20 protein-coding genes and 1 riboswitch are annotated in these 22,815 nt (G+C 73.4%); of the genes, 11 read left to right on the top strand and 9 right to left on the bottom strand.

Annotated elements, in window-relative coordinates; translation table 11 throughout:
* Positions 1–930: an ROK family protein gene (locus O7599_RS16640; RefSeq protein WP_281622939.1), complete on the bottom strand. Its 930-nt coding sequence runs from the start codon at positions 928–930 to the stop codon at positions 1–3.
* A 503-nt stretch (positions 931–1,433) separates the two neighbouring features.
* A complete protein-coding gene (locus O7599_RS16635) occupies positions 1,434–2,372 on the bottom strand; it encodes an SIS domain-containing protein (RefSeq protein WP_281622938.1) in 939 nt (312 codons plus the stop codon).
* Between the two features lie 277 nt (positions 2,373–2,649).
* On the opposite strand from O7599_RS16635, the gene O7599_RS16630 reads away from it, so the two are divergent.
* The gene (locus O7599_RS16630; protein WP_281622937.1) at positions 2,650–3,930 is read left to right on the top strand and encodes an extracellular solute-binding protein; all 1,281 of its coding nucleotides are present in this window, start codon (positions 2,650–2,652) and stop codon (positions 3,928–3,930) included.
* Between the two features lie 59 nt (positions 3,931–3,989).
* Here the strand turns inward: O7599_RS16630 and O7599_RS16625 are convergent, their stop codons facing one another.
* On the bottom strand, positions 3,990–4,229 hold the full coding sequence (locus O7599_RS16625) for a DUF3263 domain-containing protein (RefSeq protein ID WP_281622936.1): 240 nt from the start codon (positions 4,227–4,229) through the stop codon (positions 3,990–3,992).
* Positions 4,230–4,266: 37 nt separating this feature from the next.
* Between O7599_RS16625 and otsB the strand changes: the two genes are divergently transcribed.
* On the top strand, positions 4,267–5,127 hold the full coding sequence (gene otsB / locus O7599_RS16620; RefSeq protein ID WP_281622935.1) for a trehalose-phosphatase: 861 nt from the start codon (positions 4,267–4,269) through the stop codon (positions 5,125–5,127).
* 105 nt (positions 5,128–5,232) lie between these two features.
* Here the strand turns inward: otsB and O7599_RS16615 are convergent, their stop codons facing one another.
* Positions 5,233–6,093: an alpha/beta hydrolase gene (locus tag O7599_RS16615; protein WP_281623407.1), complete on the bottom strand. Its 861-nt coding sequence runs from the start codon at positions 6,091–6,093 to the stop codon at positions 5,233–5,235.
* 102 nt (positions 6,094–6,195) lie between these two features.
* Here O7599_RS16615 and O7599_RS16610 point away from each other — a divergent pair, with 102 nt between their 5' ends.
* A complete protein-coding gene (locus O7599_RS16610) occupies positions 6,196–6,729 on the top strand; it encodes a CGNR zinc finger domain-containing protein (protein WP_281622934.1) in 534 nt (177 codons plus the stop codon).
* 48 nt (positions 6,730–6,777) lie between these two features.
* On the opposite strand, the gene O7599_RS16605 is transcribed toward O7599_RS16610, so the two are convergent.
* A complete protein-coding gene (locus tag O7599_RS16605; protein ID WP_281622933.1) occupies positions 6,778–8,205 on the bottom strand; it encodes a trehalose-6-phosphate synthase in 1,428 nt (475 codons plus the stop codon).
* A 562-nt stretch (positions 8,206–8,767) separates the two neighbouring features.
* Positions 8,768–9,742 (bottom strand): glucosyl-3-phosphoglycerate synthase, encoded by a 975-nt coding sequence (locus O7599_RS16600; protein WP_281622932.1) that lies wholly within the window; start codon positions 9,740–9,742, stop codon positions 8,768–8,770.
* A 181-nt stretch (positions 9,743–9,923) separates the two neighbouring features.
* Positions 9,924–10,063, top strand: a riboswitch (SAM riboswitch).
* A 17-nt stretch (positions 10,064–10,080) separates the two neighbouring features.
* Here O7599_RS16600 and thrC point away from each other — a divergent pair.
* The 4 genes from thrC (at position 10,081) to groL (ending at position 14,209) form a co-directional block, all read left to right on the top strand.
* Complete coding sequence (gene thrC / locus O7599_RS16595; protein WP_281622931.1) at positions 10,081–11,385, top strand: threonine synthase; 1,305 nt, start codon at positions 10,081–10,083, stop codon at positions 11,383–11,385.
* Positions 11,382–11,660, top strand: coding sequence for a MoaD/ThiS family protein (locus O7599_RS16590; RefSeq protein ID WP_281622930.1), 279 nt, complete (start codon positions 11,382–11,384; stop codon positions 11,658–11,660). The genes thrC and O7599_RS16590 overlap by 4 nt, the downstream gene beginning before the upstream one ends.
* A gap of 396 nt (positions 11,661–12,056) precedes the next feature.
* Complete coding sequence (locus O7599_RS16585; RefSeq protein WP_018839739.1) at positions 12,057–12,260, top strand: cold-shock protein; 204 nt, start codon at positions 12,057–12,059, stop codon at positions 12,258–12,260.
* Positions 12,261–12,586: 326 nt separating this feature from the next.
* Positions 12,587–14,209 carry a chaperonin GroEL gene (gene groL, locus O7599_RS16580; protein WP_281622929.1) on the top strand — a complete coding sequence of 541 codons (1,623 nt, stop codon included), beginning with the start codon at positions 12,587–12,589 and terminating at the stop codon, positions 14,207–14,209.
* Positions 14,210–14,510: 301 nt separating this feature from the next.
* On the opposite strand, the gene murQ is transcribed toward groL, so the two are convergent.
* Positions 14,511–15,446, bottom strand: coding sequence for an N-acetylmuramic acid 6-phosphate etherase (gene murQ, locus O7599_RS16575; RefSeq protein ID WP_281622928.1), 936 nt, complete (start codon positions 15,444–15,446; stop codon positions 14,511–14,513).
* Between the two features lie 399 nt (positions 15,447–15,845).
* Positions 15,846–16,784, bottom strand: coding sequence for a MurR/RpiR family transcriptional regulator (locus O7599_RS16570; protein ID WP_281622927.1), 939 nt, complete (start codon positions 16,782–16,784; stop codon positions 15,846–15,848).
* Positions 16,785–16,920: 136 nt separating this feature from the next.
* On the opposite strand from O7599_RS16570, the gene O7599_RS16565 reads away from it, so the two are divergent.
* The 4 genes from O7599_RS16565 (at position 16,921) to O7599_RS16550 (ending at position 22,100) form a co-directional block, all read left to right on the top strand.
* Positions 16,921–17,298, top strand: a complete 378-nt coding sequence (locus O7599_RS16565) for a hypothetical protein (RefSeq protein WP_281622926.1) — start codon at positions 16,921–16,923, stop codon at positions 17,296–17,298.
* Positions 17,295–17,594 carry a DUF4031 domain-containing protein gene (locus O7599_RS16560; RefSeq protein WP_281622925.1) on the top strand — a complete coding sequence of 100 codons (300 nt, stop codon included), beginning with the start codon at positions 17,295–17,297 and terminating at the stop codon, positions 17,592–17,594. The genes O7599_RS16565 and O7599_RS16560 overlap by 4 nt, the downstream gene beginning before the upstream one ends.
* A gap of 109 nt (positions 17,595–17,703) precedes the next feature.
* Positions 17,704–18,948: a Cmx/CmrA family chloramphenicol efflux MFS transporter gene (locus O7599_RS16555; RefSeq protein WP_281622924.1), complete on the top strand. Its 1,245-nt coding sequence runs from the start codon at positions 17,704–17,706 to the stop codon at positions 18,946–18,948.
* A 56-nt stretch (positions 18,949–19,004) separates the two neighbouring features.
* Positions 19,005–22,100: an NACHT domain-containing protein gene (locus O7599_RS16550; protein WP_281622923.1), complete on the top strand. Its 3,096-nt coding sequence runs from the start codon at positions 19,005–19,007 to the stop codon at positions 22,098–22,100.
* Positions 22,101–22,115: 15 nt separating this feature from the next.
* Here the strand turns inward: O7599_RS16550 and O7599_RS16545 are convergent, their stop codons facing one another.
* The gene (locus O7599_RS16545) at positions 22,116–22,811 is read right to left on the bottom strand and encodes a hypothetical protein (RefSeq protein WP_281622922.1); all 696 of its coding nucleotides are present in this window, start codon (positions 22,809–22,811) and stop codon (positions 22,116–22,118) included.
* Between the last annotated feature and the right edge of the window lie 4 nt (positions 22,812–22,815).

Here is a 22,815-nt window from a genome sequence, read left to right as displayed (position 1 = left end):
TCAGGCGGTTACCTCCGTGGCGAGTAGGTCCCAGGCGAGCTGCCCCGCGCCCAGGCAGGCGGCGGCGTCTCCCAGCTCCGCGGGGACGATCTGGGGGGATGTCTGGAACGTGATGCGCGTCCGGACGGCGCGCTTGAGCGGTACGAACAGCGTGTCGCCGGCCTCGGCGAGGCCGCCGCCGACGACGATCCGGCGGGGGTCGAGCAGGGTGATGCCGGTGATCAGGCCGCCGGCGAGGGCGTCGACGGCGTCCTGCCAGACGGCTTCGGCCAGCGGGTCGCCGGACTCGACGGCCTTGGCGCAGTCGGCGGCGGTCGCCTCGGGGTCGCCGCAGGCCGTCGCCCACGCCTTGCCGACGGCGGAGGCGGACGCGAGCCGCTCCAGGCAGCCGCGCTGCCCGCACCCGCAGGGCGGCCCGTCGGGGCGTACGACGATGTGGCCGATCTCGCCGGCGCCGCCGTGCGCACCGGGCTCGATGCGGCCGTCGATGCCGATGGCGGCGGCGATGCCGGTGCCCAGCGCGATGAACAGGAACCGGTCCACGTCGCGCGCGGCGCCGAGCCGGCCCTCGGCGAGGCCGCCGGTGCGCAGGTCGTGGCCGACGGCGACGGGGCAGGCCAGGCGCTCCCCGAGGAGGCGGCGAAACGGTACGTCACGCCAGCCGAGGTTCGCCGAGAACACCGCGACGCCCGCGGCGTCGTCCACGATCCCGGGCACCGCGACGCCGGCGGCGGCGGCCGGTTCGCCGAACTTCTCCGCCCCGGCGGCCCGCAGGTCGGCGGCGAAGTCCAGGATGGCGGCGACGACGGCCTCGGGCCCCGCCTCGCGCGGGGTCGCCCGGCGCGTCTCGTGGAGCAGCGCGCCGTCCGCCCCGACGAGGGCGGCTTTCATGCCGGTGCCGCCCACATCGAGGGCGATGACGTGTCTCACGGGGGACAGTCTCGCCCGTAAAGAGGCGAGAGGTCTAGTCCAGTCGCGATGACGGGTCCGGTTTTCGCCGGTATCCGGTCAACTGCGAGCCGCCCCGGGCGCCGACCGCGGGACGTCTCGGCGGCCGGGGCTGTATGCCGCGGGGTGTCGGTTCTGCGAAGCGTGTGGTGCGCCGCCGGGGAGGGCGGGTCGTGGGTTTCCGCGGTGTGCCTCGGGGTGTGCCCTTCCGGCGGAGCGCAGCCGCGGGTGCTCGCCGAGCTCCGCCGCAGGGCGGTCCGCGGGCCCCGCCGCGTGGGGCGCCGACCGCGGGACGTCTCGCCGGCCGGGGCTGTACGCCGCCGGGCGTCGGTTCTGCGAAGCCCGTGGTGCGCCGCGGGGGAGCGGCGAGCCGCGGGTTTCCGCGGTGCGCCTCGGGGCGTGCCCTTCTGCGTCCTGGTCGGCCGGAGCGCAGCCGCGGGCGCTCGCCGAGCCCCGCCGCAGGGCGGTCCGCGGGCCGCCCCGGCCTACCGGAGGACCACGCTGCGGGTCAGGTTCCGGGGCCGGTCCGGGTCGTAGCCCTTCGCCTCCGCCACGGTCACCGCCAGCCGCTGTGCCCGTACCAGGTCCGCCATCGGGTCGAGCCCGCGCGCCGTCGACTCCGCGCTCAGGTGGCCGCCCACCCGGCCCACGTCCGCCGCCAGCCCCTCCGGCAGCTCGCCGAAGTGCCACACCGCGCGTCCGGGGCCGGTGATCGCCATCGGCCCGTGCCGGTACTCCATCGCCGGGTAGCTCTCGGTCCAGGCCCCCGCCGCCTCGCGCATCTTCAGCGCCGCCTCCGCCGCGAGGCCGCAGGTCCAGCCCCGGCCCAGGAACGTCCACTGCACCGCCGCCGCGAGCTCCTGCGGCAGCGGCTGCGTCACCGCCAACTCCGCGTCGACCGCCGCGCCCGCGACGGACTTCACCCCCGCCGCCGGCGGCCCGTGCAGTTCGAGGCCGGCGCGCAGGAGCGCCAGCGCCGTCGTCGCGAACCGGGTCTGCACCACCGACTCCTCGTCCGCGTACGCCAGCGTGACCAGCTCGTCCGCGGCCGTGGCGACCGGCGTCGCGGCGTCCGCGGTGAGGGCGGTGGTCGCGGTGCCGGCGGCCCCGTCCCGTACCGCCGCCAGCAGGTCCAGCACCTCGGTCGTCGTCCCGGACCGGGTGATCGCCACCATCCGGTCGTACCGCCGACCGGCCGGGAACTCCGAGGCTGCGTAGGCGTCCGTGTGCCCCTGCCCGGCCGCCTCCCGCAGCCCGGCGTACGCCTGCGCCATGAACCACGACGTGCCGCAGCCGACCACCGCGACCCTCTCCCCGGGCCGCGGCAGCCCGGGCACGGCCTCCGCCTCCTGCCGGGCTCGGCGCCAGCAGCCCGGCTGGGTGGCGATCTCGGCGGCGGTGCGGGACGGTTCGGCGGCTGCCATGAGGTGCGGCTCCCTGGATGTGCGGGTCTCGTGCGGATGTCGTGCCGGTCTGCTTACGTTCCACGCACGTCGTGGCGATCGTGCGCGCCTTCGTGCCGTTCCGCGATCGTTGGTGTGCGGTTCAGCTCGCCGCCTCCCTATCAGCCCGGTAGCCCGTGCGGCAATGGCGGGAAGGGGAGGTGGTTACGGAAGTGATATCGGTCTGGTGTAGACCTGGGAGGGGCGTTCCGGTCAGACTCGCCCCCTCAGATGATTCTGTACGAGGTGGGCTAAAGCTGTGCAGCGGCGTGGATTTCTGAAGGCGGCAGCCGGTGCCGCGGGTGCGGCGGCCCTACCGCTGAGCGCGTGCGGGGACGGCAGCGGCGGCGGTGACGTCACGCTGAAGGTGGTGGCCGCCGAGTACGGCACGGGCGAGTCGGACACCTCCCGGCGCTACTGGGAGCAGTTGGCGGCGAAGTTCTCCAACGACACCCCGGGCATCTCGGTCGACATCGAGATCATCCCGTGGGAGGACATCGACGCCAAGGTCGACAAGATGGTCAAGGACGGCAATCCGCCGGACATCGCGCAGATGGGCCCGTACGCCGAGTACAGCGCCCGCGACATGCTCTACAGCACCGACCAACTGCTCTCCATCCCGACGCAGGCCAACTTCGTGCCCAGCCTCGCCGCCGCCGGCGAGGTCAACCGCGTCCAGTACGGCATGCCGTTCGTCTCCAGCTCGCGGCTGCTGTTCTACAACAAGTCGCTCTTCGAGGAGGCGGGCCTGGGCACGGACCCGGAGGACGCCCCCCAGGACTGGGACGAGCTGCTCGACATCGCGCAGGCGCTCAAGGACACCGGCGTGAAGATCCCGTACGCGCTCCCGCTCGGACCCGAGGAGGCCCAGGGCGAGACGCTGATGTGGATGATCAGCGGCGGCGGCGCGTACACGGACGACGTCGGCAGTTACACGATCGACTCCGAGCAGAACATCCACACCTTCAACTGGATACGCGACAACCTCGTCGGCGCCGGCCTCACCTACGCCGCGCCGTCCGAGACCAACAGGCGCACCGCCTTCGCCGACTTCGTCAAGGGCGACGTCGGCATGATCTTCGGCCACCCGACGCTCATGCAGGACCTGCGGCGGGAGAAGGTCGACTTCGGCATCGCCCTGAAGCTGCCGGGCCGGGACGGGCCCTCGGAGTCGACGATGGGCGTCGCCGACTGGGTCATGGCGTTCAAGGCCAACGGCCGCCGCTCGGAGATCGGCAAGTTCCTCGACGTCCTCTTCGACGACACCAACGTGCTGAAGTTCGCGCAGCGCTACGACCTGCTGCCGACGACGGTCTCCGGGGTCGAGAAGCTGAGCCAGGGCCGCAGGGACCTCCAGCCGTTCCTGGACCAGCTCCAGACCGCCGTCTTCTACCCGGACAACAAGACGTCGTGGGCGCGGGTGAACGCGGAGCTGAAGAAGCAGATAGGCAAGGCGGCCGAGTCGGGCGGCGACCCGCCGGAGCGGGTGCTGACGAACCTGCAGAGCATCGCGGAGTCGGCCTCCTCGACGGAGGAGTGACCTCGACGGAGGGGTGACCCCGACCCTCGACGGAGGCGTGACCGCGGCCCGTAGGGCTCTCAGCCCTCCCGGGCGTCGCGGCGGGCCTGCCGGACCCGCCGCAGCCGGTTGACGGTCACCGGGTCGTGCGCCTGGGCCCGGGGGTCGTCGAGGAGCGCGTTGAGAAGCTGGTAGTACCGCGTCGGGGAGAGCCCCAGCCGCTCCCGGATCGCCCGTTCCTTCGCCCCCGGGGCCGGCCACGCGCGCTTCTCCAGCGCGAGGACGGCCAAGTCCCGCTCGGTCAGCGCACCCTCCGACATAGCCTGCACGTTACCGCGGGCCGGTAAGGTCCTGGGCATGGGCAGCACCTCCGCAGCACGGCTCCCCGTTCCGGCTACCGAGGCGGGCCGCGCCGGTCTCGCCGCGCTCCTCGCCGACCCGGAACAGGCCCTCGTCGCCTTCGACTTCGACGGCACCCTCGCCCCGATCGTCCCCGACCCCGACGCCGCGCGCGCCCACCCCGGCGCCGTACCCGCGCTGGCCCGGCTCGCGCCGCGCGTGGGGACCGTCGCCGTCATCACCGGCCGGCCCGCCGCGGTGGCCGTACGGTACGGCGGCTTCGCCGGCGTGGCCGGGCTGGCCCATCTGCGCGTCCTCGGCCACTACGGCGACGAGCAGTGGGACGCCGCCACGGGCACCCTGCGCACGCCCGCCCCGCACCCGGGCGTGGCCGCGGTGCAGGCCGAGCTGCCCGGGGTGCTGGAGACGGCGGACGCCTGGCGCGGCACGTGGATAGAGGACAAGGGCCGCGCCGTCGCCGTCCACACCCGCCGCGCCGCCGACCCCGCAAAGGCCGCCGACGCGCTGCGCAAGCCGCTGGACGACCTGGCGGCGGCGCACGGCCTCGTGGTCGAGCCGGGCCGCTTCGTCCTCGAACTCCGCCCGCCGGGCATGGACAAGGGCCGCGCCCTCACGACCCTGACCCGCGAGACGGGTGCCCGCACCGTCCTCTACGCCGGCGACGACCTCGGCGACCTCGCGGCCTACGACGCGGTGGAAGCGCTGCGCCCCGAGGGCGTCACGGGCCTGCTGGTGTGCAGCGCGGCGATGTCGGGCGAGGGCGCGGACGCGCTGGCGGACCGCGCGGACCTGACGGTCGACGGGCCGCAGGGCGTGGTGGACCTCCTGACGGCCCTGGCGGAGGCCCTCGGCGCGTAGCCCCGGCCGCGGGCGCCGCGGGACCGTCGGGCCACCGACCCGGCCGCCCCCCACGCGGAGCCCCAGCCGGACTGCCCCAGTCCGATTGCCCCGGTCGGAGGTGCCTCAGTCGGAGAGCCGGCGCAGGAAGTCCCGTATCAGCCCCGCGCTCTGCGCGAACCGTGTGGTCAGCGGGAAGTGCCCGGCGTCCAGCAACTGCACCTGCGCGTCCTTGGCGTCCCGGGCGAAGGCCCGCGCCCCCTCCACCCCGAAGATCTCGTCGTGCCGCCCCCAGGCGGCGAGCACCGGCGGCTGGTGTTCGCGCAGGTACTCCTGCCAGTCGGGGTAACGGCCGGGGTTCGTGCCGTAGTCGAGGAAGAGGTCGAGCTGGATCTCCTGGTTGCCCGGCCGGTCCAGCAGGGCCTGGTCGTGCACCTCCAGCGCCGGGTCGACCAGCGAGGTGTCCGGGACGCCGTGGGTGTACTGCCAGTGCGTGGCGTCCGGGGTGAGGGCGGAGCGGAGCGCCTCGCGGTGGGCCGGCGTGGGCTCGTCCCAGTACGCACGCAGCGGGTTCCAGAAGGGGGTGAACCCCTCCTCGTAGGCGTTGCCGTTCTGACTGACGATGCCGGTGATGCGCTCGGGGTGGCGCAGGGCGAGGCGGAAGCCGACGGGGGAGCCGTAGTCGTGGACGTAGATCGCGTAACGCGAGAGGCCGAGCTGGTCCAGCAGCTTGTCGACGACGTCGGCGAGGTGGTCGAAGGTGTACGCCCACTCGTCCGCCGGCGGCGCGGAGCTGCGTCCGAAGCCGGGGTAGTCGGGGGCGACCAGGTGGAACTCGCCGGCCAGCTCCGCCATCAGTGGCGCGAAGCCCACGGACGAGGTCGGGAAGCCGTGCAGCAGCACGAGCGTCGGCGCGGCCGGGTCGCCGGCCTCCCGGTAGAAGACGTCGAGGCCGTCGATGCGGGCGGTGCGGTGGCGTACGGGCACGGCGAACTCCAACCATCAAAAGGCACTTGAACGGTTACGAAAAAAACCCTAACCCGCCCCCGGGAACCTGTCAAACCGACTTGAACGGTTACACTGGTGCGTATGGCACGACCGCTGACTGGCGAACCGCTGGCCCTGGACCTGGTGAACACCTGGTGGATCGACCAGGGCGGCCCCGTCGACTTCCTCTACGAGCCCGGCGCCCTAGGCCACTGGCTCGGCGAGCACGGCCTGTCCGACGCCGCGGCCGGCGCCCCCGACGCTCCCGATCACGCAGCCCTGCGCGAGCCGCTGACCGCCGCCCGCGCCGCCCTGCGCGCCGCCCTCGACGGGGACGAGCAGCCGCTCGACGAGATCCTGGCCCACGGCGCCCGCCGCCCGCTCCTGCGCGCCGGCCGGGCCACGTCGGAAGTCGTCGTGGACGACCCCGCGTGGCTGCCCGCGTGGTGTGCCGCAGCCGATCTGGTCCGGCTGTACGAGGAGCAGCCGGACCGCGTCCGCCGCTGCGCGAACCCCGAGTGCGTGCTGTGGTTCTACGACGTCAGCAAGAACGGCCGCCGCCGCTGGTGCTCGATGGAGGGCTGCGGCAACCGTGCCAAGGCGGCCCGCTTCCAGGAGCGCCACCGCCCGCGCTGAGACGCGCGCCCCGTACCGCGGGCGCGGGCTACCGCCGCGTACCGCGGGCTACCCCCGCAGGGCGTCCACCTGCGCCAGGAACCACGCCTGCGGCGGCAGCGCCGTGGCCGCCGCCGCCAGCCGCTCCGTCCGGCGGGCGCGTTCGTCGCGCGGCATCGACAGCGCCGCGAGCAGCGCCTCCGCCGTGGCCTCCACGTCGTACGGGTGCACCACGAGCGCGTCCCCGCCGAGTTCCGCGTACGCGCCCGCCTCCCGCGACAGCACCAGCGCGCAGCCGTCGTCCGAGACCACCGGGATCTCCTTCGCGACCAGGTTCATCCCGTCCCGCAGCGGGTTGACCAGCGCCACGTCCGCCAGCCGGTACGCGGCGAGCGAGCGGGCGAAGTCGTCCTCGACGTGCAGCACGACGGGCTGCCACCCGGCCGTCCCGTACTCCTCGTTGATCTCCGCGGCGAGGCGGCGCACCTCGGCGGTGTAGTCCCGGTACACCGGCAGGTCCTGCCGCGACGGGTACGCGAACGCCAGCTTCACCACCCGCCCGCGCCACTCCGGCCGCGCCTCAAGCAGCCGCCGGTACGCGAGCAGCCCGCGGACGATGTTCTTCGACAACTCGGTGCGGTCCACGCGCACGAGGACCTTGCGGTCCACGCCGCCGATCTGCTCGCGCAGGGCCGCCATCCGCTCCTCCACGTCCGGCCGCCGGGACCGCTCGCGCAGGAACTCGGCGTCGGCGCCGAGGGCGTGCACGTCGACCCGGGTGGTCCCCTTCCCGCCCGCGTCCTCCCCGGCCCGGGCGACCTCCGCCTCGTCGCCGAGCACGTCGCGGCAGCAGGAGACGAACGCCTCGGCCCAGCGGTCGGTGTGGAAGCCGATCCGGTCGGCGCCGAGCAGCCCGCGCAGCAGCGCGGCGGCGATGTCGTCGGGCAGGAGCCGGAAGTACTCCGGTGGTGCCCAGGGTGTGTGCGTGAAGTGCGAGATCCGCAGGTCGGGGCGGCGCTCGCGGAGCATGCCGGGCACGAGGCAGAGGTGGTAGTCCTGCACGAACACCGCGGCGCCGTCGGCGGCGCCGTCGGCGAGGGCGTCGGCGAAGGCGCGGTTGTACGTCGCGTACGCGTCCCACTGCCGGCGGAACGCGGCGTCGAAGACCGGGGCGACGGGGATGTCGTAGAGCATGTGGTGCACGAACCACAGGACGGAGTTCGCGACGCCGTTGTACGCGTCGTGGAAGACGTCGGGGTCGATGCCGAGCATCCGCACCCCGGGCTCGCCCACCCCGCGCCGCACGGCCTCCCGGTCCCCGTCGCCCAGCGCGGCACACACCCACAGCGCCCCGGCGTCGGACCCGACGGCACTGAGCCCGGACACGAGCCCGCCGCCGCCGCGCTTGGCGGTGAGGTCACCGCCGTCGCCGACGGCGTACGAGACGGGCCCGCGGTTGGACGCGACGAGCAGGGGGGCACCGGGGGACTCGACCATGCGCCGAGCCTAGCCACGGCAGAGGCTCCCGAAACGCAGGTACGCCGGTGTGGCCGAGACCGGTACGGGGGCTTGCGGAGGCGGACGGTGGGCCGGGGCCCTGAGCGGGAGTTCGGGACGAAGGCCCGCGGGGGTTCGTGGCCGGAACCGGAGGGGGAGGGGGCAGAGCCCTGTAGGGCCTGGGGGAGGCGCGCCGACGGGGTTGGGGGCGGAGCCCGTGAGGGTTCGGGGAGGAGCCTGAGCGGGTTCGCGTCGGAACCGAGCGGGGGACGGGGCGCAGCCCCGAGTGTCCGGGGCGAAGCCCTCGGGGGTGTGGGGGCGAAGCCCCCGCGGGTTCGGGGCGCAGCCCCGAAAGGTCGGGGGAGTTCCGAGCGGGACCGGGGGCGCGGCCCCGGGGTTCGGGCGCAGCCCCCGGGGGTCTGGGGGCGGAGCCCCCGCGGGGGCTCGGGGCGGAGCCCTGAGGTTCGGGGAGGGGCGGGTACGGGGAGACGCCACCACCCCGGCGCCGCGCGGACCCCCCGCCCCCGCACCCCCCACCCCGGTATGGCCCGCCCGGCGAGGGCTACGCCGCGGGGCGTTCCACGTACTCCCGGATCTCCCCCATCGGCGGCCGCTCCACCGTGTCCACCCCGTACGTCCGCCCCTCGAACGCCCCGTCCGCCCCCCGCTCGAACTGCGTCAGCCGCGGCCGCACCAGGTGCCCGCGCGCCAGCCGCACCTGCGCCGTGCGGTAGATCGCCGCCGCCATCCGGCCCAGCGCCCGGTCGTCCTGGTGGCGGTGGCGGCGGACGCCGACGTCGACCTGGGCGAGACCGCCCAGCCCCACCGTGTGCAGCGCGTCGACGAGCAGGCCCAGCTCCACCCCGTACCCGACCGGGAACGGCAGCCGTTCCAGCAGCGAGCGCCGCGCCGCGTACTCCCCGCCCAGCGGCTGGACGAAACCGGCCAGCAGCGGCCAGTGGAGGTTCAGCAGCGGCCGGGCCACCAGCTCCGTCACCCGCCCGCCCTGGGCGGCGGCGGCCGGCGCGCCGCCGAGCGGCCTGTCGTACACGGCCTTCACGAAGTCCACGTCCGGCTCCGTCAGCAGCGGACCGACGATCCCGCTGACGAACGCCGTGTCGAAGTCCCGGAGATCCGCGTCCACGAAGCACACGATCTCGCCGCGGGTCGCCAGCAGCGACCGCCACAGCACCTCGCCCTTGCCGGGTGCCGCGGGCACCCGCGGCAGCACCTCGTCGCGGTGCACCACCCGCGCGCCGGCCGCGGCGGCGACCTCCGCCGTACGGTCCGTGGAGCCGGAGTCCATCACCACCAGCTCGTCGACCAGTGCCCCGCCGTCGGCGGCACCCGCCATCAGCTCCGCCCGGATCGCCGCGACGATCGCCCCGACCGTGGCCTCCTCGTCGAGCGCGGGCAGGACCACGCTCACCGTCCCCCGCGCCCCCAGCGCGCGCTTGGCCGCCAGCAGCCGCCCGAGCGGCCGGTCCGCCGCGGACCAGGACCGCGTTCTCAGCCACTGCTCCACGTCTTCGAGCACCTGCGGGCCTCCCCTTGCCGGTGGTCCTGTGAGGTGTGAGAGCCGTCTCGCGTATCGGACGGCACTCACCACTGTCCTGGTCGTCGGTTACAGTCTTGAACAACGTGCGTGACGTCCGTATGTCGGGGTCCGCGCGTCGGACAAACGCGCCGGACGGCCCCGCCGGTCCTGCGCCATACAGAGCTCATCCAGAGGGGCAGAGGGAACGGCCCGTTGAAGCCCCGGCAACCCTCCGTCCGGCACTCGCGACGCTGCGAGGCCCCGGACGGTGATGGTGCCAATTCCGTCCTGCGGCGAGACGCGTCGCGGGGAAGATGAGGAGAGAGGGCCTCGCCAGTATGGCTGTAGAGACAGCTCCCACCCCCGGCGCCGTCGACGGCGCTCCCGACCTGGGTCCCGCCGTCGCGCTGTCCTGCCGGGAGTGCGGGGAGCGGGTGCCGCTGGGTCCGGTGTTCGCGTGCCTGTCCTGTTTCGGGCCGCTGGAGGCGGCGTACGACCTTCCCGGCGGCGACGCCGAGGCCGCCGCCCGGCTGCGTACCCGCATCGAGGCGGGGCCGCGGAGCATCTGGCGCTACGCACCGCTGCTGCCGGTCCCCGCGGACGTGGCGTCGAAGCCCAACCTGAACCCCGGCTTCACCCGGCTGCACCGCGCCGACCGGCTGGCCGCCGAGCTGGGCGTGACCGGCGCGCTGCACGTCAAGGACGACTCCGGCAACCCCACGCACTCCTTCAAGGACCGCGTCGTCGCCATCGCCGTGGAGGCCGCCCGCGCCTTCGGCTTCACCACGCTGTCCTGCTCCTCGACCGGCAACCTGGCCGGCGCGGTCGGCGCCGCCGCCGCGCGGGCGGGGCTGCGCTCGTGCGTGTTCATCCCGTACGACCTGGAGCACGCGAAGGTCGTCATGGCCGCGGTCTACGGCGGCGACGTCGTCGGCATCGAGGGCACGTACGACGACGTGAACCGCTTCTGCTCCGAGCTGATCGGCGACCCGGCCGGCGAGGGCTGGGGCTTCACGAACGTCAACCTGCGCCCGTACTACGCGGAGGGCTCCAAGACCCTCGCCTACGAGATCTGCGAGCAGCTCGGCTGGCGGCTGCCGGACAACATCGTCATCCCGGTGGCGTCCGGCTCCCAGCTCACGAAGATCGACAAGGCGCTGAAGGAGCTGATCGCGACGGGGCTCGTCGAGGAGCGCCCGTACAAGATCTTCGGCGCCCAGGCGGCCGGCTGCTCCCCGGTCTCGCGGGCCTTCAAGGACGGCCACGACGTGGTGCGCCCGGTCCGGCCGGACACCATCGCCAAGTCCCTCGCGATCGGCAACCCCGCCGACGGGCCGTACGTGCTGGACATCGCGCGCCGCACCGGCGGGGCGGTGGAGGACGTCACGGACGCCGAGGTCGTCGACGCGATCAAGCTGCTGGCCCGCACCGAGGGCGTCTTCGCGGAGACGGCGGGCGGCGTGACCTTCGGCGTGCTGGCGAAGCTCGTCGCGGACGGCCGGATCGACCCGGCCGAGACCACCGTCGCGATCAACACCGGCGACGGTCTGAAGACCCTCGACGCGGTCGCCCCCACCTCGGGGCCGAGCGCGATCATTCGTCCCACACTCGACTCCTTCCGAGAGGCCGGCCTCGCATCATGAGCGTGAACGTCCGAATTCCGACCATCCTGCGTACGTACACCGACGGTGAAGCCGAGGTGAGCGCCGAGGGCGCGACCCTCGCCGAGGTGATCGAAGACCTGGAGAAGAACCACCGCGGAATCGCCGGCCGGGTCCTGGACGATCAAGGCAAGCTGCGCCGCTTCGTGAACGTCTACGTGAACGACGACGATGTCCGCTTCGCCGATGGCCTGCAGACTCCCACTCCGGAGGGGGCGGGAGTCTCGATCATTCCGGCGGTCGCCGGGGGCTGCTGAACCCCGCCGCCGTGTGCCCGGCCCCACTGATCCGGAGTGGGGCCGTTCGCATGTCCGTGCACGCGATAGGGTTGGGGCGTTCCCCCCTCGTGGCCCATGGTCCACGCATATGAGAACGCGACAAGTTCCGGGTAAATGCGGAGAGTTAATTGTCGTGATGGTGAGTTATGCCCTGCCCGAGTTGTCAGGGAATGGCGGAGGTTGATCGGAAAAATACCGATCGAGTGTCCGCAGAATTCTCGTCCGATTGACCTGTTGCACTGGGCATCTGTGCGGATACATTCAGCCGCGGTCGACGCGTTCCGGCGCACGCCCCGGCGTGTATCCGGGGGTGAGGTCTGACCCGGGTCCGCGGAGTGCGGTCCTGTGTAAGGGCCAGCAATAGGGGAGTTTGGAATGGCTCAGGGCACCGTCAAGTGGTTCAACGCGGAGAAGGGGTACGGCTTCATCGCGGTCGACGGTGGTGCGGATGTCTTCGTCCACTACAGCGCGATTCAGATGGACGGATACCGCACCCTCGAGGAAGGCCAGCGGGTCGAGTTCGAGATCTCGCAGGGCCAGAAGGGGCCGCAGGCAGACATGGTCCGCGTCAGCGGCTGAGCGCCGGGCATCGACCACGGACGACTCGCGACGGGCCCGCACCCCCCGGGGTGCGGGCCCTCTGCTGTCCGCCTGCTCCCCGGCGGGCGGGGTGCCCCGATCCGGTTCCGCTCTGCGCATGAGAAGCCCCCACCCGCTTGCACTCGCAGGGGGCGAGTGCTAATCATTGGCGTTAGCACTCTCCCAGTGAGAGTGACAGCACGGGACCGGTTCGGTGAGGTCCGTACGCCGGGTGGGAGGGAACCACGCGGGTCGCGGACCGTCCGTCGCGGGCGCCAGCGCGGTCCGGACACAGACGACCCCCCTGTCCGGGAGGACTCAACACAATGGCCAAGACCATCGCGTTCGACGAGGAGGCGCGGCGCGGCCTTGAGCGCGGCATGAACCAGCTCGCCGACGCCGTCCGCGTCACCCTCGGCCCCAAGGGCCGGAACGTCGTCCTCGAGAAGAAGTGGGGCGCCCCCACGATCACGAACGACGGTGTCTCCATCGCCAAGGAGATCGAGCTCGAGGACCCGTACGAGAAGATCGGCGCCGAGCTGGTCAAGGAGGTCGCGAAGAAGACGGACGACGTCGCCGGTGACGGCACGACGACCGCGACCGTCCTGGCCCAGGCCCTGGTCAAGGAGGGCCTGCGCAACGTGGCCGCCGGCGCCAACCCGATGGCGCTGAAGCGCGGCATCGAGAAGGCCACCGAGGCCGTCTCCGCCGCCCTGCTGGAGCAGGCCAAGGACGTGGAGACCAAGGAGCAGATCGCCTCCACCGCCTCCATCTCCGCCGGCGACGTCCAGATCGGCGAGCTGATCGCCGAGGCCATGGACAAGGTCGGCAAGGAAGGCGTCATCACCGTCGAGGAGTCGCAGACCTTCGGTCTCGAGCTGGAGCTCACCGAGGGCATGCGCTTCGACAAGGGCTACATCTCCGCCTACTTCGCCACCGACATGGAGCGCATGGAGGCGGAGCTCGAGGACCCGTACATCCTCATCGCCAACTCCAAGATCAGCGCGGTCAAGGACCTGCTGCCGCTCCTGGAGAAGGTCATGCAGTCCGGCAAGCCGCTGCTGATCATCGCCGAGGACGTCGAGGGCGAGGCCCTGTCCACCCTCGTGGTGAACAAGATCCGCGGCACCTTCAAGTCCGTCGCCGTCAAGGCCCCGGGCTTCGGTGACCGCCGCAAGGCCATGCTCGGCGACATCGCCATCCTCACCGGCGGCCAGGTCATCTCCGAGGAGGTCGGCCTCAAGCTGGAGAGCGCCAGCCTCGACCTGCTGGGCCGCGCCCGCAAGGTCGTCATCACCAAGGACGAGACCACCATCGTCGACGGTGCCGGCGACAGCGAGCAGGTCCAGGGCCGGGTCAACCAGATCCGCGCCGAGATCGACAACAGCGACTCCGACTACGACCGCGAGAAGCTGCAGGAGCGGCTCGCGAAGCTGGCCGGCGGCGTGGCCGTCATCAAGGCCGGCGCCGCGACCGAGGTCGAGCTGAAGGAGCGCAAGCACCGCATCGAGGACGCCGTGCGCAACGCGAAGGCGGCCGTCGAGGAGGGCATCGTCGCCGGCGGTGGCGTGGCCCTGCTGCAGGCCGGTCACGTCTTCGAGAAGCTGGAGCTGCAGGGCGACGAGGCCACCGGCGCCGCCGCGGTGAAGCTGGCCCTGGAGGCCCCGCTGAAGCAGATCGCGGTCAACGCCGGCCTGGAAGGCGGCGTCGTGGTGGAGAAGGTGCGCAACCTGACCGCCGGTCACGGGCTCAACGCCGCCAGCGGCGAGTACGTGGACATGATCGCCGAGGGCATCCTCGACCCGGCCAAGGTGACCCGCTCCGCGCTGCAGAACGCGGCGTCGATCGCGGGCCTGTTCCTCACCACCGAGGCCGTCGTCGCCGACAAGCCGGAGAAGGAGAAGGCCGCGGCCGGGGGCGGTATGCCCGGCGGCGACATGGACTTCTGATCCGGGATCGCCGGTTCCGGACGTCCGCCGCGGCTGCGGACGGGCGCCGGACCGACTGACGAACCGAGGGCGGTACCCCGCAGGGGGTGCCGCCCTCGGGCGCGTTGCGCCGCGGTGCGGCGGGCGGGGGAGGGGGCGGATGCCGGGGCACGGACCGACGGCCGCACCGGAAGCCCCGGCCGGGAGCCGCACCCGGGACCCGCGGCGCGGGAACCGCGCCCGGGAGCCGTACCCGGGAACGGGCGGCGGGCGTCCCGCGCTCGGCCCCCGGCGCCCACGGGCGCCTTCCGGCGCTCCGCGGTCAGCTCACGTCGGTCGCGGCCTTCAGGGCGACGCGCAGGTGGCCGTGGGAGGCGTCGAGGAGGCGTGCCGCCGTGCCGCCGTCCACGCCGCCGAGGATGGTGAGGATCGCGTTCTTCACCTCGCCGCGGGTCTCGGCGAGGGCCGCCTCCACCTCCTCGTCGCCCGCGCCCGTCGCCAGCGCGACGATGCGCCGCGAACGGGCCTGCAGCTTCTCGTTGGAGGCGCGCACGTCGACCATCAGGTTCCCGTACGTCTTGCCCAGCCGGATCATCGTGATCGTCGACAGCATGTTGAGCACGAGCTTCTGCGCCGTGCCCGCCTTCAGCCGCGTCGAGCCCGCGATCAGCTCGGGGCCCACGACGACCTCGATGCCGTGCTGCGCCGCCGCGCCCAGCGGCGAACCGGCGTTGCAGGACAGCCCGATGGTCAGCGCCCCCCGGGAGCGCGCGAACGTCACGCCGCCGACGGCGTACGGCGTGCGGCCGGAGGCGGAGATGCCGACGACGGTGTCGTCGGGCCCCAGGCCCGCCGCCTCCAGGTCCGCCGCGGCCAGCTCCTTGCTGTCCTCGGCGCCCTCCGTGGAGGTGCGGAGCGCCACGTCCCCGCCGGCGATCATGCCGACGACCTGCGACGGGTCGGTGTTGAACGTCGGGGGGCACTCGCTGGCGTCCAGCACCCCCAGCCGGCCCGCGGTGCCGGCGCCCAGGTAGAACAGCCGGCCGCCGCGGGCCATGCGCTCGGCGGTGGCGTCGATGGCGGCGGCGATCTGCGGCAGTTGCGTGGCGACCGCGCCCGGTACCCCGCTGTCCTCCTCGTTCATGATTCTGGCGATCTCCAGGCTGGAGAGACGGTCGATCTCGGCCAGCTCAGGACGGAACGCCTCGGTGGTCAGGTTTTCCAGCTCCCGGCGGATTTCGGCTGGGGGAGAGGGCATGTCGGGGCGGCTCTTTCCATGCGGTGCGAGGCGCGCGGTGGGCGGTGCGCGCCCGCGGAGGTGGGTCGGTCACGGCGGCTTGCGTGGTGCGGTCGCCGGCGGTCGGAGTGCCGTCGCGGGCGTCCGGCGCGCGGAACGCGCCCGGCCGCCGGGCGGCGCCGGCGTCGTACGGCGGTGCGGGGGGTGCGGGCGGTGCGGAGAGTGCGGGGGGTGCGGGCGGTGCGGTCGGGTGCCGGCCCCCGGACGCCCGCGGGGACGTCACCGGGCCGCACCCGACATATCTGATACATCCGTCCCGCCCGGGCCCCGGAGGGCGTCCGGTGCCGTGGGCGGGAGCCGCGCCCGGGCGAAGGGCGGGTCGCCGGTGCATCGGTCGTCGTCAGGCGTCGCCGGGCGGGGTCAGGGCCGCGGGCGGAGCGGGCTGTGCCGGTGCGCCAGCGCCTCGTACGAGGCGGCGAGCGCCGGGGCGGCACGCTCGTACGTCCGCTGGGCCACGCCTATGAACAGGCAGTCCACGACCAGCAGTTGGCCCGTCCTGCTGGACATGGCCGCCGGCCGCAGCTCGCTCTCGCGCCCCGTGGACGTGGTGAGTATGTGATCCGCGTAGGACGCGACGGGGCCGTCCGGGCGGCCGGTGATCGCCACCGTCGTCGCCCCGTGGTCGAACGCGACGCGCAGGGGCTCTATGACGTCGACCGTGCGGCCCGAGTGCGTGATCGCGATGGCCACGTCGCCCGCGCGCAGTTGGACGGCGTTGGTCACGGCCAGGTGCGGGTCGGGCGAGGCGTGCGCCACGACGCCGATCCGCAGCAGCTTCTGGACCAGGTCCTGGCCCACGAGGTTGGAGGCCCCGATGCCGTAGACATCGATGCGCCGGGCGGTGGCCATGGCGGCGATCGCCGCCTCCAACTGCACGGGGTCGAGCCCGGCCGCGGTGTCCGCCAGCGCCTGCTGCTCGTCCCGCGCCAGCTTGGCGATGACGTCGGCCATCGAATCGTCCACCGCTATGTCCGCGGTGACCGACGGCGCCCGCCCGGCCTCCTGCTGGGCCGCGGCGGCGGCGAGGGCCAGCCGGAGGTCGCGATACCCGGGATAGCCGAGCAGCCGCGCCGTCCGCACGACGGTGGCCTCCGACGTGCCGGTGCGCTCCGCGAGGCCGGTGACCGTGAGCGCGGCGCAGCCCGCCGGGTCACCGGCGACGGCCTCGGCGACGCGCTGCATGGAGCGCGTCATGGACGGCGCGACCGTGCGCACCTTGGCCGCAAGGGCGGCCGGCGCGGGCGGCGCGGGTCCGGTCGGGGTGTCCGGAGTGAAAGTTTCCTTCACGCTGTAGCTCACACACGAAAGATATTTTCGCGGCGGAGGGCGAGTCAACCCCCCGCGGCAGCCCTGTGGAAAACCCCGGCGCGGTGGTCACAGCGGCGGCCGGCCCGTGCGTCAGGGCCGACCGGGCCGACTGCGGGAGAATGGGTGTATGGAGCACCAGGACCTGGAGGTGGCGCTGCACCGCGCCCGGGCGCTGATCCTCGCCGACCTCACCGCCGGCGACGTGGCGGAACCGGACGTCGTCACCTTCGTCGAGGACGCCGTGGCACACCGCCGCTGGTGGGTGGAGCAGTGGCCGGAGGGTGTGGCGTACCTCGACGGCCTGGTGGCCCAGGACGTCCAGGACGCCCTCCTGGAGAAGTACGGCAGGTGGCCGCTGTGCCCCGTCTGTCGGGACGTCGACTCCGCGGGCCCGCACGCGCTGGACGTCGAGCCGGAGTTGGGCCCGGACCCGCGGTGGGTGTGCGGCACGACGGGCGCGGTGGTGGCCCGGGTGGGCGGCCTGGGTCCGGGGGGCGCCGGGTGACGATCTACGTGGACCCGCCGACCTGGCCGGGGCACGGGCGGATGTGGTCGCACCTCGTGAGCGACGAGTCGTACGAGGAGCTGCACGCCTTCGCGGCGTCGATGGGGGTGCCGCGGAGGGCGTTCGACGGCGACCACTACGACCTTCCGTCGACGCGCTACGCCGACGCGGTGCGGCGGGGGGCGGTGGAGGTGGGGTCCAAGGAACTGGTGCGCCGGCTGGTGGACGGGGGTCTGCGCCGGCGGGGGAGGCAGGCGCGGCAAACGAGGCAGCCGAGGCAGACGGGTCCGAGCTGAGCGGCGAGGCGCCCCCGCTGTCACGGGGAGCCCTTTCGACCTGCGGCTTCTCCCCGTACCGTGGGCGGTCGCAGGAATGTTCCCCTCTCGCCTTGGTGTTTCCCTCGTCATGTCCCCGACCGCTCCCCGGGCCGGAGCCCGCCTCCCCGTCGCCGTGTACGTCCTCGGCGTCGCCGTCTTCGCCCTCGGGACCTCGGAGTTCATGCTCTCCGGCCTCCTCCCCGAGATAGCCGACGACCTCGACGTCTCCATCCCCCGCGCGGGGCTCCTCATCTCCGCGTTCGCCGTCGGCATGGTCGTCGGCGCGCCGACCCTCGCCGCCGCCACCCTCCGCCTCCCCCGCCGCACCACCCTCGTCGGGCTGCTCGTCGTCTTCGGCGCCGGCCACATCGTGGGGGCCGTCGCCACCTCCTACGGCGTCCTCTTCGCCACCCGCGTCGTCAGCGCCCTCGCCTGCGCCGGGTTCTGGGCCGTCGGCGCCGCCGTCGCCATCGCAACCGTTCCGACCGGCGCCCGCGCGCGGGCGATGGCGGTCATGGTCGGCGGGCTGAGCGTCGCGAACGTCGCCGGGGTGCCCGGCGGCGCGCTGCTCGGGCAGCACTTCGGCTGGCGGTCCGCGTTCTGGGCCGTGACGCTGATGACCGCCGTCGCCCTCGTCGGGGTGGTGGCGCTCGTACCGGGCGGCGGCCCTGCGGCGGACGCCGAGCCGCCGCGGCTGCGCGAGGAGTTGCGCATCTACCGCGACGGTCAGGTGTGGCTCGCCATGGCCACGATCGCGCTCTTCGCGGGCGCAACGTTCTCCTTCTTCTCCTACCTCGCGCCCCTCCTCACCGACGTGGCCGGCCTCGGCGACGGCTGGGTGCCGACCGTGCTCGCGCTCTTCGGCGCCGGGGCGTTCCTCGGCACGCTCGTCGGCGGGCGGATGGCCGACCGCCACCGGTTCGGCACCATGTACGTCGGCCTGTCCGCGACCGCCGCCGTGCTGGTGGCGTGCGCGCTGCTCGCCGCGTACCCGGTGGCGATCGTCACCCTGTCCGTCCTCCTCGGCGCCACGGCCTTCACCACCGCGCCCGCCCTCAACGCCCGCATCTTCGACGTCGCCGGCGCCGCACAGGGCCTCGCCGGCGCGACCGCCACGTCCTCGTTCAACATCGGCAACACCGTGGGCCCGTGGCTGGACGGCCTCGCCATCAGCGCGGGCCTCGGCTACGCCGCCACGGCGTGGACCGGCGCCGTGCTGGCGGTGGGCGCGGTGGCGATGACGGCGGTCGCCGGCCGCTCGGCGGCGCGCCGCACCAGGCTGGTGGCGTGCGGCGAGCCCGTGGCGGAAAGCGCCGTGAAGGCGACGGGATAGGCACGGCTGTCACCCCCGTGTGGTTGTCTGCTGTGCAGGGGCAGGGAGGGGTGCGCATGCTCGCGGAGACGGCGGCATTACGGCTCGGGACGATCGTCGCGAACGCCGCGGCGAAGCTGTGGCTGGGCGGCAGGCAGCGCGCGCAGGAACGGCAGTTGCCGATGGCGGAGCTGATCCGGGTACGGGTCCCGGGCGTGCGCCTCCAGCGCGAGGTCCGGCAGCAGTTCGAGCAGATCACCAACGCGGTCTACGACCGCCTGGACCCCTATCTGACCCACGCCTTCGAGCGCCTGGAGCCCGGCGGCCGGCAGGCCGTCATCGACGCCGTCGCCGACACGTTCGCCCGCGCGGACCTCTCCGACGACGCCCTCCTCGTCGCCGACGCCCGGCCAGCCGAGCTGGTCCGCCGCATCACCGCGTCCGTACCCCCGCCCGTCGGCCTCGGCGAGACGGAGTCGCGGCTGTACGAGACGCTGTTCGCCGAGTGCGTCGCGTACTACGTACGCATCGTGCGCAGCCTGCCCGTCTTCGAGGAGCGCGCCGCCGCCGAGCTGCTGGCCCGTACGTCCACGCTGGGCGCAGAGGTGGCGCGGATCCTCGAACGCCTGCCGGACCGCTCGCTGTTCGCGCCGGACGGCTCCGACCTCGACACCGACTTCCGGCGTACGTACCTGGAGCTGGTCAGCCGGGAGCTCGACGAGGTGGAGCTGTTCCGCGGCACGTCCGACCAGGCGACGCCGCACCGCATCCGGCTCTCCGTCGCGTACGTCAGCCTGCGCACGACCGGGGACGACGCCGAGATCCGCCGCGCCGCCCGGCACGGCCTGCTCCAGCTCCGGCCCGACATGAGCAACTGGGAGGAAGGCGGACCCGAGACGTCCGGCATGCGGGTGGAGGCCGCGCTGAGAGGCGCGTCCCGCGTGCTGCTGCGCGGCGAGGCCGGCTCCGGCAAGACGACGCTCCTGCGCTGGCTGGCCATCACCGCGGCGCGCGGGGGCTTCACGGACGAGCTGGCGGCGTGGAACGGCCTCACGCCCTTCTTCGTCAAGCTCCGCGACTACAGCGGCCGCAAGCCCCCGAACCCGGAGGCGATGCTCGACGGGGTGGCGGGCCCCATCACGGGGGTCATGCCGAAGGGGTGGGTGGAACGTCAGCTCGACGCGGGCAAGGCGCTGCTCCTCATCGACGGTGTCGACGAACTGCTGCACCGCGAGCGCCAGGCGGTCCGTGACTGGCTGCGCCGGCTCCTCGGCCAGTACGAGGACGTACGGGTCGTCGTCACGTCCCGCCCCGCCGCGGCGGGCGCGGACTGGCTCCGGCGCGAGGACTTCACCGCGCTCCACCTGGACCGCATGACGCCGCCCGACCTGGCGGCCTTCGTACGCCAGTGGCACCAGGCCGTACGCGAGCTGGGCGGCGAACTGCCCTGCGCGGTGGACGACCTCCCGCAGTACGAACAGTCCCTCCTGACCAGCCTCAAGGACCGGGCGCACCTGCAGTCGCTTGCGAGCACGCCGCTGCTGGCGGCGATGCTCTGCGCGATGCACCTGAACCGGGGCCGCCAACTGCCGCGCGACCGGATGGAGCTGTACCGCAACGCCCTGCACACCCTCGTCCACGACCGGGACGCGGACCGGAACGTGCCGAGTGCGGCGGAGAGCAAGCTGAGTCTCGGCGACAAGCTCGTCATCCTGCGGGATCTGGCGTGGCGGCTGTCGGACAACAACAGAAGCGAGATCGACGTCGAGCGGGCGGCCGGGTACGTGACCGCGAAGCTGAAGGGGATGCGGCACCTGGACGTGGTGGACGGCGCGCAGGTCCTGGGCCACCTTCGGCAGCGCTCCGGCATCCTGCGGACCCCTGCCGAGGACCGCATCGACTTCGTGCACCGCACCTTCCAGGAGTACCTGGCGGCCGAGGAGGCGGCGGAGGAGGACCGGATCGGCAACCTGGTCGAGCGGGCGCATCTGGATCTGTGGCGAGAGACGATCATCATGACCGCCGGCCACGCGAACGCGAAGCAGAGGGAGGAGTTGCTGGACGGCATCCTGGACCGCGCGGAGGAGGAGCCGCGGTATGCGCGCACGCTGCGGCTGCTGGCGGTGGCGTGCCAGGAGACGCTGCCGTCGGTGCCGGACGGCCTGGCGGGCCGCTTGGACGAGGCGGTGACCACGCTGCTTCCGGCGAGGCGGAAGACCGACCCGCCGGCGCTGGCCGCGGTGGGGCCGACGCTGCTGCGCTGGCTGCCGACGTCGCTTGAGGAGCTGACGGAGAAGGCGGCGGCGCAGACGGTACGGACGGTGGCGCTGATCGGGGGCGAGAAGGCCCTGGACATGCTGGAAGGCTTCGTGGGGGATGACCGCAGGGGAGTCGTCAGGGAACTCGTCCGCGCGTGGGACTACTTCGGCGCGGACACCTACGCCGACCGGGTCCTGTGCCGCTTGCCGCTGGCGGGACGCATGGTGGACATCAGCCATTCCGGCCAACTGCGTGCGGCGAGCCGGCTGAGGGGGCTGACGGGCATCAACGTGCGGCAGCCTGTGCGCGGACTCGATTTCGTGGCCGACCTCCCGCCGCTTCGGATACTGCAGGCGTTGTCGCTGGGCGACGGAGCCGATCTGTCAGTCCTGCGAGATCATCCCGATCTGGAGCTGCTGTCGCTGCACGGTTCCAGATCGGTGCGCGGAGGGTCGGTTCTCCCGGAGCTGACCCGGCTGCAACACCTGGTGTTGCCCTTCTCCGGCGACCTGGACCTGAGCGCGCTACGGCGCTGCCCCGACCTCAGGAACCTCGCCCTTCGCGAGGTGGCTGACAAGGACCTCGGTTCGGTGACCGCGCTCAGCGGTTTGGACTACATCCTTCTGATCGGAAACGGTCGGTCCACGATTCGTGGTTTCGACGAGTTGAGGGGACTCACCGGTCTTACGGACCTGCGGCTCAGCGCCGTCGACGGTGACGCCTGGCTCAGGGGAGTCAAGAGCCTCCCACCGTCGCTGACGGACCTGGCTCTGGTGAGTTCCGTCGTGTCGCCCGACCGTGAGACCTTCGCGCGCTTCAGCCGTCTTGACGTGGTTCTCGACCACTGCCGCACCCCCGACGGCATGCCCGTCACCGCCTCGGACATCCCGGGTGTGCGCGTTCTCACCGACTGACCGTCACCGCACCTCCTACCCGCCCAGCAACTCCAGCTCCGTCCCCACGTTGTGCCGCGCCGCCATCTCCCACCGCGCGAACCCCGTCTCCGTACGGAACAGCCGCGGCAGCCCCAGCAGGTGCCGTAGCACCGCCGCCCGCCCCTCCCGGAACGCCGCGTCCGGCACGAACCCGTACTCCTCCCGGACCGCCGCCGCGTACGCCGCGTACGCCGTCGGCGGGCCCGCCAGCACCGCGAGGTCCGCGTCGCACAGCACCTCGCCGTTGCGGTCCCCCGTGCGCGGGTCGTGGCTCGTCGTGAGCCGCACGAGCCGTGCCACCTCCGCGACCCGCTCGTCCCCAACTCCCGCCTCCGCCAAGGCGACTTGCGCGAGTCGCGCACTGCGCTCCTCGTTCTCGCTGCGCTCCGGCCGGTAGACGGCGTCGTGGAACCAGGCCGCCAGCCGCACCGCGTCGGGGTCCTCCGCGTGGTCGGCCAGTTCGTCGACGCGGTCGAGGACGGCCGCCAGGTGCGCCGTGGTGTGGTACCGCCGCTGCGGCTCACCCCACCGTTCCAGCAGGTTCTTCCCGTACGGTGCGGGGTCGGGGGGCGCGGCGGCGGACCGGCAGCGGGTGAGGAGGGCCGTCCAGCGGTCGAGGAGGGCGGGGTCGGGGTGCGCGGCGCCGGAGCCGGCGGGCTCGTTTTCGGAGGGGGCTGGCATGGTCACCATTCTG

It is taken from the genome of Streptomyces sp. WMMC500, from assembly GCF_027497195.1.
Classification (GTDB): domain Bacteria; phylum Actinomycetota; class Actinomycetes; order Streptomycetales; family Streptomycetaceae; genus Streptomyces.
The sequence above is the reverse complement of the archived record's forward strand: the minus strand, read 5'-3'. Positions and strand labels throughout refer to the sequence as shown.